13 protein-coding genes are annotated in these 14,034 nt (G+C 66.4%); 6 read left to right on the top strand and 7 right to left on the bottom strand.

The window, feature by feature from the left end:
- Positions 1–16: 16 nt before the first annotated feature.
- Positions 17–3,952: a trifunctional transcriptional regulator/proline dehydrogenase/L-glutamate gamma-semialdehyde dehydrogenase gene (gene putA, locus A6723_RS24690; protein ID WP_054907063.1), complete on the bottom strand. Its 3,936-nt coding sequence runs from the start codon at positions 3,950–3,952 to the stop codon at positions 17–19.
- Between the two features lie 299 nt (positions 3,953–4,251).
- Positions 4,252–4,587: a helix-turn-helix domain-containing protein gene (locus tag A6723_RS24685; RefSeq protein ID WP_054907064.1), complete on the bottom strand. Its 336-nt coding sequence runs from the start codon at positions 4,585–4,587 to the stop codon at positions 4,252–4,254.
- Positions 4,588–4,697: 110 nt separating this feature from the next.
- On the opposite strand from A6723_RS24685, the gene gstA reads away from it, so the two are divergent.
- Both gstA and A6723_RS24675 read left to right on the top strand, forming a co-directional pair.
- Positions 4,698–5,315, top strand: coding sequence for a glutathione transferase GstA (gene gstA, locus A6723_RS24680; protein WP_054907065.1), 618 nt, complete (start codon positions 4,698–4,700; stop codon positions 5,313–5,315).
- Positions 5,316–5,446: 131 nt separating this feature from the next.
- Complete coding sequence (locus tag A6723_RS24675) at positions 5,447–5,851, top strand: hypothetical protein (RefSeq protein ID WP_024764730.1); 405 nt, start codon at positions 5,447–5,449, stop codon at positions 5,849–5,851.
- Between the two features lie 21 nt (positions 5,852–5,872).
- Here A6723_RS24675 and A6723_RS24670 read toward each other — a convergent pair whose 3' ends face one another.
- Positions 5,873–6,319 (bottom strand): N-acetyltransferase, encoded by a 447-nt coding sequence (locus A6723_RS24670; protein WP_054907151.1) that lies wholly within the window; start codon positions 6,317–6,319, stop codon positions 5,873–5,875.
- Between the two features lie 380 nt (positions 6,320–6,699).
- Here A6723_RS24670 and A6723_RS24665 point away from each other — a divergent pair, with 380 nt between their 5' ends.
- Positions 6,700–7,017: a YqjD family protein gene (locus tag A6723_RS24665; RefSeq protein ID WP_054907066.1), complete on the top strand. Its 318-nt coding sequence runs from the start codon at positions 6,700–6,702 to the stop codon at positions 7,015–7,017.
- Between the two features lie 73 nt (positions 7,018–7,090).
- Here A6723_RS24665 and A6723_RS24660 read toward each other — a convergent pair whose 3' ends face one another.
- Complete coding sequence (locus tag A6723_RS24660) at positions 7,091–7,321, bottom strand: hypothetical protein (protein WP_024764727.1); 231 nt, start codon at positions 7,319–7,321, stop codon at positions 7,091–7,093.
- Positions 7,322–7,722: 401 nt separating this feature from the next.
- Between A6723_RS24660 and A6723_RS24655 the strand changes: the two genes are divergently transcribed.
- A complete protein-coding gene (locus A6723_RS24655; protein ID WP_054907067.1) occupies positions 7,723–8,100 on the top strand; it encodes a DUF3509 domain-containing protein in 378 nt (125 codons plus the stop codon).
- Positions 8,101–8,102: 2 nt separating this feature from the next.
- Positions 8,103–8,258 (top strand): hypothetical protein, encoded by a 156-nt coding sequence (locus A6723_RS32210; protein WP_175405583.1) that lies wholly within the window; start codon positions 8,103–8,105, stop codon positions 8,256–8,258.
- 168 nt (positions 8,259–8,426) lie between these two features.
- Here A6723_RS32210 and A6723_RS24650 read toward each other — a convergent pair whose 3' ends face one another.
- The 3 genes from A6723_RS24650 to A6723_RS24640 form a co-directional block, all read right to left on the bottom strand.
- Positions 8,427–10,037, bottom strand: coding sequence for an arylsulfatase (locus A6723_RS24650; protein ID WP_054907068.1), 1,611 nt, complete (start codon positions 10,035–10,037; stop codon positions 8,427–8,429).
- Positions 10,038–10,155: 118 nt separating this feature from the next.
- Positions 10,156–10,983, bottom strand: a complete 828-nt coding sequence (locus A6723_RS24645) for an ABC transporter ATP-binding protein (RefSeq protein WP_054907069.1) — start codon at positions 10,981–10,983, stop codon at positions 10,156–10,158.
- Complete coding sequence (locus A6723_RS24640; RefSeq protein WP_054907070.1) at positions 10,980–12,596, bottom strand: ABC transporter permease; 1,617 nt, start codon at positions 12,594–12,596, stop codon at positions 10,980–10,982. The genes A6723_RS24645 and A6723_RS24640 overlap by 4 nt, the downstream gene beginning before the upstream one ends.
- 257 nt (positions 12,597–12,853) lie before the next feature.
- Between A6723_RS24640 and A6723_RS24635 the strand changes: the two genes are divergently transcribed.
- The gene (locus A6723_RS24635) at positions 12,854–13,915 is read left to right on the top strand and encodes an ABC transporter substrate-binding protein (RefSeq protein WP_054907071.1); all 1,062 of its coding nucleotides are present in this window, start codon (positions 12,854–12,856) and stop codon (positions 13,913–13,915) included.
- Positions 13,916–14,034 lie beyond the last annotated feature (119 nt).

Here is a 14,034-nt window from a genome sequence, read left to right as displayed (position 1 = left end):
GCTTGCGGCATCGACGTCAGCCGATGGTCATCAGGCTGGCGTTGCCACCGGCGGCAGCGGTGTTGACGCTCAGCGCACGTTCGATCAGCAGGCGTTCCAGCGGGATATCGGTTTCCCCGCGGTTCAGCCCAGTCACGCCGACGATGGCGCCCTTGCGCTGGCTGGCCAGCTCGCAGACTGCGCGCAGCTGATCGGAATCGCCGTGGTGCAGGATGGCGTCGAACACCTTGTCGGTCGTGCTCCAGTCGGCGACCAGCTCGATGCGCTGGGCGACTTCCTTCGGCAGTTCCTTCACCACGGCGGCGTTGGACTCAGCGACCAGCGCACGGCTGCCCACCGCGAGCACGGCGGCCAGCTGCGCGAGCAGGTCGGTGCGGTCTTCCGCCAGGCACAGCACGTGCTCGCGCGGCAGCAGGGTGTAGCTGTTGCGCTCACCGGTCGGGCCGGTCAGCACCTGCTGGGTGAAGCTCTGCGAGAGAGCGACATAGCCGGCCAGTTGCGCCGCCAGGGCGGTGTCCTTCTGCGCCCACTGGGTGAGTGCTTCCACGGCCTTCTCGGCATCCTTCGGACGCGGCAGCGCCTGCGCGCCGTCGCCCTTGAGCTGGTTGGCCACCGCTTCCTGCGGGCGGGTCGAGAGCAGGCGGTACAGGTACAGCGGGCCGCCGGCCTTGGGACCGGTGCCGGACAGGCCTTCGCCACCGAAGGGCTGCACGCCGACCACGGCGCCAACCACGTTGCGGTTGACGTAGAGGTTGCCGACGTGGGCAGTGCCAACCACCTGGGTGATGGTCTCGTCGATGCGGGTGTGCACGCCGAGGGTCAGTCCGTAACCGGATTCGTTGATCTGCGCGAGCAGCTGGTCCAGCTCGGCACGCTCGTAACGCACCACGTGCAGCACCGGGCCGAAGATTTCGCGCTTGAGCTCGCTGAAGCTCTCCAGCTCGATCAGGGTCGGCACGACGAAGGTGCCGCGCTTGATTTCCTCGGCATCCACGCGGGCGCTCTGGAATACCTTGCGGCCTTTGTCGCGCATCACCTGGATGTGCTTGTCGATATTGCCCTTGGCTTCCTCGTCGATTACCGGGCCGATGTCGGTGTGCAGGCGCTCCGGCGCACCGACGCGGTATTCGGCCATGGCGCCCTTGAGCATGGCGATCACGCGGTCGGCGGCGTCTTCCTGCACGCACAGCACGCGCAACGCAGAGCAGCGCTGGCCGGCGCTATCGAAGGCGGAGTTGACCACGTCCACCACCACCTGCTCGGCCAGTGCCGAGGAGTCAACGATCATGGCGTTGAGGCCGCCGGTCTCGGCGATCAGCGGGATGGTACGGCCCTGGGCATCGAGACGGCCGGCGATGTTGCGCTGGAGGATGCCGGCCACTTCGGTGGAACCGGTAAACATCACGCCACGCACACGCTCGTCACCCACCAGACGGGCACCGACGGTTTCGCCACGGCCCGGCAGCAATTGCACGGCACCAGCCGGCACGCCGGCTTCGAGCAGGATGCGCACGGCTTGCGCGGCGATCAGCGGCGTCTGCTCGGCGGGCTTGGCCAGCACGGTGTTGCCGGCGGCGAGGGCGGCGGCCACCTGGCCGCTGAAGATCGCCAGCGGGAAGTTCCACGGGCTGATGCAGACCACCGGTCCCAGCGGACGGTGGCTGTCGTTGGCGAAGTGGGTGCTGGCCTGGGCGCCGTAGTAGCGCAGGAAGTCCACGGCCTCGCGCACTTCGGCGATGGCGTTGGCGAAGGTCTTGCCCGACTCGCGCACCAGCACGCCCATCAGCGACTGGATCTCGGCCTCCATCAGGTCGGCGGCGCGCATCAGGATGGCACCGCGCTCGGACGGCTGGGTCGATTGCCAGATCTGCGCGCTGGACAGCGCGCCGAGGATGGCGTTGTTCACGTCGGCTTCGCTGGCTTCACGCACGTGGCCTACGACGTCGCGCAGGTCGGCCGGGTTGCGCACCGGTTGCGCTTCGCCCGGCGCCGCGTCGGTCAGGCCGAGGATCGGCTCGGCGACGTAGGCGTGGTTGGTGCTCGACAGCAGCGCCGAGGACAGCGAACCCAGGCGGTGTTCGTTGGCCAGGTCGATGCCGGCGGAATTCAGGCGGGAGTCGCCATAGAGGTCACGCGGCAGCGGGATACGCGGGTGCGGCAGGCCCAGGGTGCCTTCCTGCGCAGCCATCTGCTCGACCTGCAGCACCGGGTCCAGCACCAGGTCCTTGAGTGAAATGCTGTGGTCGGCGATGCGGTTGACGAAGGAGGTGTTGGCGCCGTTTTCCAGCAGGCGGCGTACCAGATACGCCAACAGCGTTTCGTGGCTGCCCACCGGTGCGTAGATGCGGCACGGACGGTTGAACTTGCCGTCGGCAATCTTGCCCACGACCTGCTCGTACAGCGGCTCGCCCATGCCGTGCAGGCACTGGAACTCGTACTGGCCCGGGTAGTAGTTCTGCCCGGCGAGCTGGTAGATGGCCGACAGCGAGTGGGCGTTGTGGGTGGCGAACTGCGGGTAGATGGCTTCCGGCACGGCCAGCAGCTTGCGCGCACAGGCCAGGTAGGAAACGTCGGTATACGGCTTGCGGGTGTAGACCGGGTAGCCTTCCAGCCCGTTGACCTGGGCCAGCTTGATCTCGCTGTCCCAGTAGGCGCCCTTCACCAGGCGGATCATCAGGCGGTGGCGGCTGCGCTTGGCCAGGTCGATGACGTAGTCGATCACGTACGGGCAGCGCTTCTGGTAGGCCTGGATGACGAAGCCGATACCGTTCCAGCCGGCCAGCGACGGCTCGAAGCAGAGGCGCTCGAGCAGGTCGAGGGAGATTTCCAGGCGGTCGGCTTCCTCGGCATCGATGTTGATGCCGATGTCGTAGTCGCGGGCCATCTTCACCAGGCCGAGCACGGTCGGGTACAGCTCGTCCATCACGCGGTCGTACTGGGCGCGGCTGTAGCGCGGGTGCAGGGCGGACAGCTTGATCGAGATGCCCGGACCTTCGTAGATGCCGCGGCCATGGGAAGCCTTGCCGATGGCGTGGATGGCCTGCTCGTAGGAGGCCAGGTAACGCTTGGCGTCCTCTTCGGTCAGCGCGGCTTCGCCGAGCATGTCGTAGGAGTAGCGGAAGCCGCGGGACTCCATGTTGGCCGCGTTGGCCAGGGCTTCGGCGATGGTCTCGCCGGTGACGAACTGCTCGCCCATCAGGCGCATGGCCATGTCCACGCCCTTGCGGATCAGCGGCTCGCCGGACTTGCCGATGATGCGGTTGAGCGCCGAGGACATGCCGGTCTCGGTGTGCGTCGAAACCAGCTTGCCGGTGATCAGCAGGCCCCAGGAAGCGGCGTTGACGAACATCGACGGGCTCTGGCCCAGGTGCTGGCTCCAGTTGCCGTTGCTGATCTTGTCGCGGATCAGCGCGTCACGGGTGGCCTTGTCCGGGATACGCAGCAGCGCCTCGGCCAGGCACATCAGCGCCACGCCCTCCTGGGAAGACAGCGAGAACTCCTGCAGCAGGCCCTGCACCAGACCCTGGCGGCCACCGGCGTTCTTCTGGTTGCGCAGCTTCTCGGCGATGCCCAGCGCCATCTTGTTGGCGGCGGCGGCCTGCTCCTTCGGCAGACGCGCCAGGTCCAGCAGCATCGGCAGCGCCTCGGTTTCCGGGCGGCGATAGGCGGCGGTGATGGCCGCGCGCAGCACCGATTGCGGCAGGATGCTCTCGGCGAAATCGAGGAAGACCTGCAACCCTTGTTCGTTCAGCGAATCCAGCGACTCATCGCCCGCCGCCGCAGCCAGGCCGGATTGCTCGGCCGGGGTGAGGCCGCCTTCCACCTGCTCCAGGTAGGAGAAGATGGCCTGCTTGATCAGCCAGTGCGGGGTACGGTCGAGTTGCTGGGCAGCCAGCTTGAGGCGCTCGCGGGTGGCGTCGTCGAGCTTCACGCCAAGGGTGGTGGTGGCCATGGGGCTTCCTGTTGTTAGAAGGTGTGCCTGAAAACGGCGCAAGGTTATACCGCCGAATTACAAGGTGCAACCAGGTGCAACCCAATAAAAACAAGCCTTTGGTCGTACGCGCGAATCCGGTGCAACCGGTGACATTTCCCACACCCGGCGCTACCAAACGGAGCACGCCAACGGCCTCGCCCGGCTGCAACCCATAAGGGGCGGCCGGACGGCAGGAAGAAAGCAGTGTTCGTGCCAGGGCTGGAAAAGGTGCAACCCGGAGTATTCCCGGTGCTTAGTTGTAGGAGCGCTCCATCTGTCTACACGACCTCCCGGGCCGCCGGGCGCGCCTTGAGCCACAGACCGAAGGTCTTCACCACCTCCACCACCGGCCGCAGCCGCTCGCCGTCGGCGCTCAGGCAATACTCGACGCGGGGCGGAACCTCGGGGTAGACGGTGCGGATCACCAGCCCTGCCTCTTCCAGCGCACGCAGTTCGGCGGTGAGCACCCGCTGGGAAATCTCCGGCATGTCGCGGCGCAACTCGTTGAAGCGCTTGCTGCCATCGAGCAGGTACGACACCAGCAACAGGCGCCAGCGGCCGCCAATCACTCGCATGGCTTCTTCGACCGAGCAGCCCGAAACGTTCTTCTTCATCTGTCCTTCCCGGTAACCTTTTTGTGCCCAGGCCACAAAAAGGTGCGTTCTTACGCGCCGCATCGGGGTCGGGAATACTGGCCGCCCACTTCAAACCAGGGCCCGACCCGATGAAACTCTACTTCGCCCCCAATGCCTGCTCTCTCGCTGCACACATCGTTCTGCGCGAGCTGGGCCTGCCGTTTTCGCTGGTGCGCGTGGACAACCGGACCAAACGCACCGCCGATGGCCAGGATTTCTACCGCATCAATCCGAAGGGCTATGTAGCGGCGCTGCAGCTGGAAGACGGCACTGTGCTGACCGAGGGCGCGGCGATTCTACAGTACCTCGCCGACCTGCAACCCGAGGCGGGCCTCGCCCCCGCCAACGGCACCCTTGAGCGCACGCACCTGCAGGCGCAGCTGAACTTCATCGGCAGCGAACTGCACGCGGGGATGAGCCCGCTGTTCGACAGCGAGATCCCCGAGCCGGTGAAGGACCTGCTTCGCTCGAAACTGGCCCGGCGCCTGGGTTACCTGGAACAGGTGCTGGCAGCGAACGGCCAGGTTGCCGGTGACAGCTTCAGCATTGCCGATGCGTACCTGTTCACCGTGCTGGGCTGGTCCGAACAGCTGAAGGTCAACCTCGGCGCTTATCCGGCGATCCGCCACTTCCACCAGGCGGTCGGAACACGCCCGGCGGTGATCGAGGCGTTGCGCGCCGAAGCAGAGGTGCCGGCTGTCGCCTGAGGTGCCCGACCGTGCAACCGCTCGGCGGAAAATCTGCCGAGCCATCGCGCAAGCCGCACCTTCCGTGGTCCATCACACTAGCCCGGCCCGTCATGCGCCGGGATTTGTGCATTGAGCCCAGGAGAAACCGGATGAGCGCTGACCCTGAGAGTTTCGCCAACGCCTACCAGAACGCCCTGGTGGCAGTGGCCCTGCCCGCCTTCGCACGTGCCAGCGAATTCGCCCGCCAGCACGGCCTGGAATGCAGCGTGGAATTGCTGGATGGCCGCCGCGACCTGCCGGAGCTGAGCCTGAAGGTGCGCAACTCCTGCCGCGACACCGAATGCATCTGCCGCATCAGCGCCGACCCGCAGACCCAGCGCCTCTGCCATGAGAACCGCTGCGGGGAAACCGACGCCGATGTGAAGCAGGTGATCGGCTCTATCGCCTCACTCAACGAACTGGTGCTGGACACCCGCCTCCTGGAGTTCTTCCAGAGCGCGTTCGCCCTGCACCTGGACTATGCCTCCAGCCGGCACGCCAGCAGTTTCTGGTAGCCCGCTGCGCACCTCTACCGCCTAGCACCCGCAGGAAATCGCCCGCGCCGTCCAGCCCATGAGGGTTTCGGGGTGCCCGGTGTGCTCGTCCTGCCGCTCCTCCAGCACGACGAAGCCGTGCCGCTGGTAGAAGGCCACGGCGCCGGCATTGTTGGAATAGACCGCCAGCTCCAGCATCGGCAGGTGAATCTTGGCGTCGCTCAGCAGGACCGAGCCGATGCCCTTGCCCTGGCATTCCGGGGCGACGAACAAGGCCGCCAGTGCGCCGTCATGCAGGCTGTAGAAACCGCAGATGCAGCCATCGTTCTCGACGACCCGCGAGGCAGCGGCAGGCAGGTAGATATCCCGCATGTCCTGCTGGCGTTCGCGCCAGAAGTCGGCGTGAATGAAGTCGTGAGCCTGCTGCGAAGCTCGCAGCCAGATATCCAGCACCCGGTCCATGTCGTCGTCGCGAAAGTCGCGGATCATCATCGGCTGCAATCCCCCAGTTCGTTGAAGTGCTCATGGCGTGGCGGGCGGCATCCTCGCACAAGGGATCATCGCTGCGCGCCCCCACGCACTGCCGCCAATCGTCGCACCTGCTCGCACCCGTTTCGCCGTGACCCGATGCCTGCAAGCGCCTCCTGCACTCAAGCACTCCGGGCGCCAACCGTCAGGTTCCACTCATCAGAATCAGTGAACGGCTGGCGAGCGTCGGACTCTTCCGAATGGCTCCGCCAATTGGCAAAAGCGCGAGGTAGCGCGTCCGGGGCTCGACGCCTGCGGTGGCGGAAATCAGTCGAGCAGCAACGCGAAGCCGAATGCCCCTTCCGCCCCCATTCCAACCCGAACAGACAAGGAGACACTCCATGGGCAGCTATCGATGGTTCCCCTCCAGCCGCACCAGCGGCGTGCAGGAATTGCAATCACTAGTCGATGACCTGGAAAGCCTGCTGGTCAGCGGCCGGGACCTGACGGCCGACCAGCTCCCGGCGTTCAAGGCGAAATTGCGCGATCTGGTGGACGAGAGCCGGGAGACCAGTGAACACCTGCTCCACCGCAGTCGCCGGGCCATCCGTGCCGGCAGCGAATATGCCGGCGAACATCCCTGGCAGACGGCGGCAATACTGGCTGCCGCCGCAGGCCTGCTGGCAGCGGCCTGCGCCTTGAGCCGCAATCAGCATTGATGCCCGAGCGGTGGTCAGCGGCCCGCTCGCTCGCCACCGCGCTGGTCCCGATGCTCAAGCAGGCGTGCGCCCGCTACGAATCGATGAAGCTGTCGATCAGTTCCAGGCCCAGGCTGCGGACGCGTCCGGCGCTGCTCAACTCATCGCCATGGATGCCGACCACGGTGACACAGGGCATGTCCGCCAACTGGCTGCCGAAGCGGATCGAATAGCGGCCGCCGGCCTCCCGGAAGCAGGAGAAATCGAACAGCGGATAGGCTTCGTGGAGAACCGCTTCCACATCCAGGCGTCGCAACTGCGTCATGGCCACCTCCTCTCCTCTGGTTGAACCCTGCCTGCCCGAGCGCCGGAGAGAAATGCTGGCGATTGGCCCAGGCGCTACGGTTCAACGGCAATGGCGGGCGAAGCGCCAGCCATGGCAAGCGGTACTGGCGGCCGAATGCACACCTGGAATCGAGGCGGGTTTCAGACGGAAGGCGTGCCGAGCAAAAGAGCAAGCGAAGCGCCGCGCCGTGCATTTTCCAGCCCCTTGCTGGTGCGCCCTTGCATCCTGCAAATGACCATTGGCCAGCATCGGCTGGGCATTTGCAGCAATAACAACCTGTTAAGCGGATGAAACAGCTTTCCCCGGCCTGGCATGGCTGATGCGAGGTTCCTGGCTCAGGCCGGCGCTCCGGCCTCTGCCAACCACCGGGAGGGAAAGACATGTCCAGTTGCCGCAATGCCGCCATCGAGCACCTGAGCCACCTGTTCAGCGACTACCGCCCCCAGTTCGCCACCAGGCCCGACGGTACGCTGCTGATCAACCTGCGCAATGCCGCGGGCAAGCGCCTCATCTCTCGGGTCATCCAGCAGGAAGAGCAATCCAGCGCGGTACTGCTGAACAACCTGGTGGAGCGCATCCGCCGCGACCTGATGACCGTGGAAGGGCCGCTGGAAGAGGACAACGTCGACTGGTTCCTCAAACGCATCGAGTTGCAGACCTTCGTCCCCGTCAACCCGACCCACCGGCCGCGCAAGGTGGTGGTGGCCGGTGTGCGCCTGCGCGCCCTGGCCGACAAACAGGCCCGGCAAGCGAGGTGAGCATGAAAAACCCCGTGGATATCCCCGACCCCGATCCGCAAGTGACCCGCGAAGAGTCACTGGAGGAATGGGTGGACATCGAACCGGAGGACAGCCGGCAGGTACCCCACCTGTCCGCCGCCCACCAGGACGGCCTCAAGGATGATGGGCCCGCCTGAGCGAGCCAGACACGCCAGCAAAATAACCGGGCCAGACCGGCTCTAAGCGCATGCCGGTGCCGCCGTCAGTCCGAGCAGTCGGGCGGCTACCGGCTTTTTCATGCCGAAGCGTTTCAACGCCCTCTCCCGCCGGGCTGAGGGCAGGAAAGGACGCTGGGACGCCGGCCTTCAGCGCGCCAGGAACGGCGGCGGCGCGTCGATCACACCGGTCTCGTTGACGTACTGCTTGTAGTGCTCGATCAGCGCCTCCAGGCGCGCAGGCTCGCGCTTGGCGAGGTCCCGCGTCTCGCCCGGGTCGCTGGCCAGATCGTAGAGCTGCCAGGTGGCCGGGCCGACCGGTGCCGGCAGGTACACCGCCTTCCAATCGCCCTGGCGGATGGCGCGCATGCCGAACAGCTCCCAGCCGGTGACGGTCTTCTCGTCGTGGGCCTGTTCGGTCTCGCCGGAGAGCCAGCCCAGCCAGGACTTGCCGCGCACCTCGGCGACCTCGCGGCCGTGCCAGTGCTTGCCCGGATGGCGCACGCCGGCCAGGTCGAGGATGGTCGGGGTGATGTCCATCACGGTGGAGAACGAGTGGCTGACCTCGCCCTGGCGTTTCAGCGCCGGGTAGCGCACCAGTGCGGGCACGCGAATGCCGCCCTCGGTGGTGAAGGCCTTGTACAGACGCGACGGCGCGGTGGCCGCCTGGGCCCAGCGCGGGCCGTACCAGATGTAGGAGTTGGCGCGGCCGATGTTTTCCAGGCTGTTGTCGTAGTGCTGGTCGAGGAAGCTCAGCAGGTCCGGGCCGAAGCGCGGAAAGGCCTCCAGCAGCGCGCCTTCGGCGCCGTTATCGGACATGAACAGGACGAAGGTGTTGTCCAGTTCACCCTGCTGGCGCAGGTACTCGACGACCCGGCCGACGTTCCAGTCCAGGCGCTCGACCATCGCCGCGTAGACCTCCATCGCCCGCGCCGATTTCGCTTTCTCCTCATCGCTCAGGCGCGCCCACTCCTTGCTGATCGCCAGTACCGGATGCGCCTGCACGTCGGCTTCGATCAGGCCCAGCTGCTTGAGCCGCTCCAGGCGTTCCAGGCGCAGCGCCTCGGGGCCGGCGTCGTAGCGACCCCGGTACTTGTCGACCACCTCCTTGGGCGCCTGCAGCGGCCAGTGCGGCGCAGAGAACGGCAGGTAGGCGAAGAACGGCCGGTTCTGGTCGCGCTCCTTGAGATAGTCGATCAGCTTGTCGCCGAAGGCGTCGGAGGAATAGAAGTCCGCCGGCAGCTCGTCGATGAACTGGTCGTCCTCGACGTACAGGGCCGGCGTGCCCTTGAGGATGCGCGGCGTGGTCTCGTCGTACGGCGGCTCGAAGCCATAGTGGTTGGCGGCGCCCGGCAACAACGAGAAGGAACGCTCGAAGCCGCGCGCATGGGGCGCCTGTTCGAGCTTCAGGCCCAGGTGCCATTTGCCGGACAACAGCGTCTGGTAGCCGGCCTCGCGCAGCAATTCGGGCAGCGCCACGACACGGTCGTTCAGGTAACCCTCGTAGCCCGGCTTGCCTTCCAGCTCCGGCGTCAGCGCCTCGGCCATGGTGCCGATGCCGGCAATGTGGTGGTCGGTGCCGGTGAGCAGCATCGAGCGCGTCGGCGAGCAGGTTGGCGCGGTGTGGAAGTCGGTCAGGCGCAGGCCTTCGAGGGCCAGCGCATCCAGGTGTGGCGTGGCGATCTCGCCACCGAAGGCGCCGAGGTCGGAGAAGCCGAGGTCGTCGGCAACGATGACGAGGAAGTTGGGGCGTTTGCTCATGGTCGGGCTCGGTAGGTGGGATTGGCTGTAGGAGCGAGCTTGCTCGCGAACATTCCAGAGCAGCCTGCTCGGAGAGCTTCGCGAGCAAGCTCGCTCCTACAAGGGCGGTTTCAGTGAATCAGCAGGCAAGAAACTCGAACGGCAGGTCTTCCACCCGCTTGGGCTGCGGCGCGACGTAGTCACCCTCTCCCGTCAGCTCGTGCAGCAGCGCCTCGCGCTGGCGCAGGAAGTCGTAGCCGCCGCGCTCGCGCGGGTGCTCCAGCGGCACCTCGACGATGCGCTTGATCCGCCCCGGCCGCGGCGCCATCACCACCACGCGGTCGGCGAGGAACAGCGCCTCTTCCACGTCGTGGGTCACCAGCACCGTGGTGATGCGTTCGCGCTGGCGGATGCGCTGCAGTTCCTCCTGCAGTTGCTGGCGAGTCAGCGCATCCAGGGCGCCGAAGGGCTCATCCAGCAGCAGGATGCGCGGGCTGGCCACCAGCCCGCGGGCGATGGCCACGCGCTGCGCCATGCCGCCGGAGAGTTGGTGCGGGTAGGCTCGGGCGAAGGCCGTCAGGCCCACCAGCTGGAGATAATCGGCGACCCTGGCAGCCTTGCCAGTCTCGCTCAGCGGTTCGTTGACCAGACCGAGGGCGACGTTCTGCTCCACGGTCAGCCAGGGGAACAGACGATGTTCCTGGAACACGATGCCGCGCTCGCCGCCGATGCCGTCGATGGGAGCGCCGTCGATGCGGATCTCGCCCTGGAACTCGCGATCGAGCCCCACCAGCAGGCGCAGCAAGGTGGACTTGCCGCAACCACTGGCACCGACGATGGCGATGAACTCGCCGTGGGCGATCTCCAGGTCGAAGCGCTCGATGGCCTGCAGCTCGCGGCCGTCCACGGGGAAACTCTTGGCGACCTGGCGAAAGCTCACCAGGGCCGGGGAAGCGAATGCGTTCATGCGTGTCTCCAGCGCGTCACACGCGCTTCGATGCGCTGGCCGACGGCAGCCAGCAGAGCTCCAGTCAGGCCCACCAGCAACATGCCGGCGCCGACCAGGTCCATGCGGAAGAGTTGTTGCGCGCCGATCATCAGGCTGCCGATACCGCCGTCCGAGGGCATGAAGTATTCGGCGCCGATGGTGCCGAGCCAGGCGTAGATCAGCGCCAGGCGCACCCCGGCGAACACCGAAGGCGCGGCGCCGGGCAGCACCAGCCGGCGCAGCCGTTGCCAGGGCGACAGGCGCAGCGCGATGGCCGCCTCGGTCAGTTGCGCCGGCAGGCTGGCGATGCCGCGCTGGGTCGCCAGCAGCAGCGGAAAGAACGCAGCCAGGCCGACGAACACCACCTTGGCCAGCTCGCCCAGGCCGAACCAGGCGGTGAGCAGCGGCACCCAGGCGAAGATCGCCACTTGCCGCAGCGCCGCGAAGGACGGGCCGAGCAGCCGCTCCGCCGGGCGCCACAGGCCAAGCCCGAGGCCGAGCAGGAAGCCCAGCGAGCCGCCCAACAGCAATCCGGCGAGCGTGCGTTGCAGGCTGGCGAACAGTGCAGTGGTCAGGCTGTTGTCCAGCAGGCCTTCCCACAGTGCGACGGCCACTGACGCGGGGCTGGCGAGGATCGCCGGATCGACCCACTGCCCCACGCTCGCCGCTTGCCAGATCGCCAGCAGGCCAAGCGGCAGCAACCATGGCTGCAGAAACTGCCACCCCTGCCCTGCGCCACTGCGACGGAGCGTTCCCCGGCGGAGCTCCCCGGCGGCCTGCTGCGGCCAGTGCACCAGGCGCCGGTCCAGAGCCTGGATACCTCTGTCCATCGCCGCGCCGACCAGGCCGATGACTAGGATGCAGACGAACACGATGTCGAGCATGAACAGCTGCCGCGCCTGCACCATCAGGTAGCCGATGCCTTCGCTGGAAGCCAGCAGCTCCACGGCCAGCAGCGAGGTCCAGCCTTGCGCCAGTGCCAGGCGCACACCGGTAAGGAATGCGGGAAGCGCCGCCGGCAGGATCAACCGCCACAGCAGCAGGTGGCGCGGCAGGCGCAGCACGGCGGCGGCCTCGCGCAGGCGCGGCTGGGAATCGCGCACGCCGACGAGGGTGTGCAGCGTCACCGGCACGATGATGGCCTTGATCAGCACCACCAGCTTGAGCAGCTCGCCAATGCCGAAGAACAGCATGAACAACGGAATCCAGGCCAAGGTCGGGACCTGCGCCAGGGCACTGAAGGTGGGCAGCACCAGGCGCTCGGCAAGGCGGCTGAAGCCGAGCCAGGCGCCCAGTGCGAGCCCGCTGAAAATGCCAGCCAGCAGCCCCCAGGCGAGGCGCTTGAGGCTGACGCCCAACTGCTGCCACAGCTCGCCGGCGAGCAGCTCGCGGCCGGCCTGGAGGACCAGCTCCGGTGTCGGCAGAATCTGCGCGGACATCCAGTGGCGATGGCTGGCGATCCACCAGAGCACGCCGATGGTCAGCGGCAACAACCACGGCAAGCCGGCCTGCAGCCAGTGCCAGGACGGCCGCGAGAACCCCAGGCGCGGCGGGGGAAGAGCAAGGCGATAGGGCTTCGATATATTCTTCATTGGAATATTAATAGTATTTTCAATGCATTAATGAGCTAACTCAGGCCATTTAAGGGAAGCCCCCGGCGCTCATCCAATGCATTCGGCGAATATTTTTTATGCCGCCAGGGCATCTGCCGGCGAAGCCCTGTGGTTGCTCGCTTAGCTCGAAAAATTACTAAAAAATGTCTTTTTATTATTTTGTTGATGGAAAACCCCATGCGTTTAGTGCAGGCGCCGGAGCCACATGCGCTCCCCCACTGCAGGAGGCAGGCGCCATGAAGGCCCTCACTGATCAATTGCTTTCCCTTTTCGCTGCGCCAGTGCTGGCCGGCCTGCTCGGCGCCTATCCGCTGGTGACCCAGGCCGCCGACCCGGTGAAGGAAATCCGCATCGCCGTACCAGACGTCAGCGCCGGACAGAAGCATTCCGGCGGCGGCGTGGTGGACGTGCTCTACACCCGCCAACTGCTGGAAAAGGAATTCGCCGCCGACGGCATCCAGATCAAGTGGAGCTTCTTCAAGGGCGCGGGCCCGGTAGTCAACGAAGCCTTCGCCAACGGCCAGGTGGACTTCACGTACCTAGGTGACCTGGCGGCGATCATCGGCAAGTCCAGCGGGCTGGACAGCCGCGTGCTGGCCGCCACCGCGCGCGGCGTCAACCATTACCTGGGCGTGCAGCCGGGTTCGGGAATCAAGACCCTGGCCGACCTCAAGGGCAAACGCGTGGGGATCTTCCGTGGCACCGCCAGCCAGCTGTCGTTCGACAACGCCCTGGCCAGCGCCGGGCTATCCGAGAAGGACCTGAAGGTGATCAACCTCGACTTCAGCGCTGCCCTCGCCGCCCTGGCGGCCAAGCAGATCGATGCCACCTGGGGTCTTGCCGGCCTGTTCGCGCTGCGCGACAAGGGCCTGGCGGAAATCCCCCTGAGCACCCACGACCTCGGTGGCGCCGGCACCCTGCAAGCACTGCTGGTGGGCAACGGCGAGTTCGTCGACGCACATCCGGACATCACCGAACGCCTGCTCAAGGTGCAGCTGCAGGCAGTGCAGTGGGCTAGCACGGAAGGCAACCGTGATGCGTTCATCGATCTGGTATCGCAGCAGGCCGGCTACCCGACGGTGATCTTCAAGAGCGAATTCCAGGGCCGGCCGCTGGTGGAGGTCCTGTCACCGAAGCTGGACGCCGATTTCCTCGGCCGCCTGGATGCGTCCATCACGGCAGCCAAGAGCTACGGCCTGATCCGCCGTGACTTCAAAGCCGCCGACTGGGCCAGTCCGGCGCTGCAGGACGCCGCCAGCCGCGAGGTGGGTGCGCAGCCGGTGGCGGCACTCCAATAGCCAACCCCGTGCTCTTCGTAGGACCGAGGGGGACGCCCAGTCCTTGCTCGCGAACCGCACTCTGCCGATATCCCGGCTCGGGCGGCGGAGGTTCGCGAGCAAGCTCGCTCCTACAGAGA

Origin of the sequence: Pseudomonas sp. AU11447 (assembly GCF_001672555.2) — a bacterium.
Classification (GTDB): domain Bacteria; phylum Pseudomonadota; class Gammaproteobacteria; order Pseudomonadales; family Pseudomonadaceae; genus Pseudomonas; species Pseudomonas nitroreducens.
The sequence above is the reverse complement of the archived record's forward strand: the minus strand, read 5'-3'. Positions and strand labels throughout refer to the sequence as shown.

What these genes read in the sequence shown, in the direction of transcription:
- A6723_RS24645 (WP_054907069.1), bottom strand. Translation starts at nt 10,983, where the DNA reads ATGAACGCATTCGCTTCCCCGGCCCTGGTGAGCTTTCGCCAGGTCGCC.
- A6723_RS24660 (WP_024764727.1), bottom strand. Translation starts at nt 7,321, where the DNA reads ATGACGCAGTTGCGACGCCTGGATGTGGAAGCGGTTCTCCACGAAGCC.
- A6723_RS24685 (WP_054907064.1), bottom strand. Translation starts at nt 4,587, where the DNA reads ATGAAGAAGAACGTTTCGGGCTGCTCGGTCGAAGAAGCCATGCGAGTG.
- A6723_RS24675 (WP_024764730.1), top strand. Translation starts at nt 5,447, where the DNA reads ATGAGCGCTGACCCTGAGAGTTTCGCCAACGCCTACCAGAACGCCCTG.
- A6723_RS24655 (WP_054907067.1), top strand. Translation starts at nt 7,723, where the DNA reads ATGTCCAGTTGCCGCAATGCCGCCATCGAGCACCTGAGCCACCTGTTC.
- A6723_RS24650 (WP_054907068.1), bottom strand. Translation starts at nt 10,037, where the DNA reads ATGAGCAAACGCCCCAACTTCCTCGTCATCGTTGCCGACGACCTCGGC.
- A6723_RS24665 (WP_054907066.1), top strand. Translation starts at nt 6,700, where the DNA reads ATGGGCAGCTATCGATGGTTCCCCTCCAGCCGCACCAGCGGCGTGCAG.
- A6723_RS32210 (WP_175405583.1), top strand. Translation starts at nt 8,103, where the DNA reads ATGAAAAACCCCGTGGATATCCCCGACCCCGATCCGCAAGTGACCCGC.
- putA (WP_054907063.1), bottom strand. Translation starts at nt 3,952, where the DNA reads ATGGCCACCACCACCCTTGGCGTGAAGCTCGACGACGCCACCCGCGAG.
- A6723_RS24640 (WP_054907070.1), bottom strand. Translation starts at nt 12,596, where the DNA reads ATGAAGAATATATCGAAGCCCTATCGCCTTGCTCTTCCCCCGCCGCGC.
- A6723_RS24670 (WP_054907151.1), bottom strand. Translation starts at nt 6,319, where the DNA reads ATGATCCGCGACTTTCGCGACGACGACATGGACCGGGTGCTGGATATC.
- A6723_RS24635 (WP_054907071.1), top strand. Translation starts at nt 12,854, where the DNA reads ATGAAGGCCCTCACTGATCAATTGCTTTCCCTTTTCGCTGCGCCAGTG.
- gstA (WP_054907065.1), top strand. Translation starts at nt 4,698, where the DNA reads ATGAAACTCTACTTCGCCCCCAATGCCTGCTCTCTCGCTGCACACATC.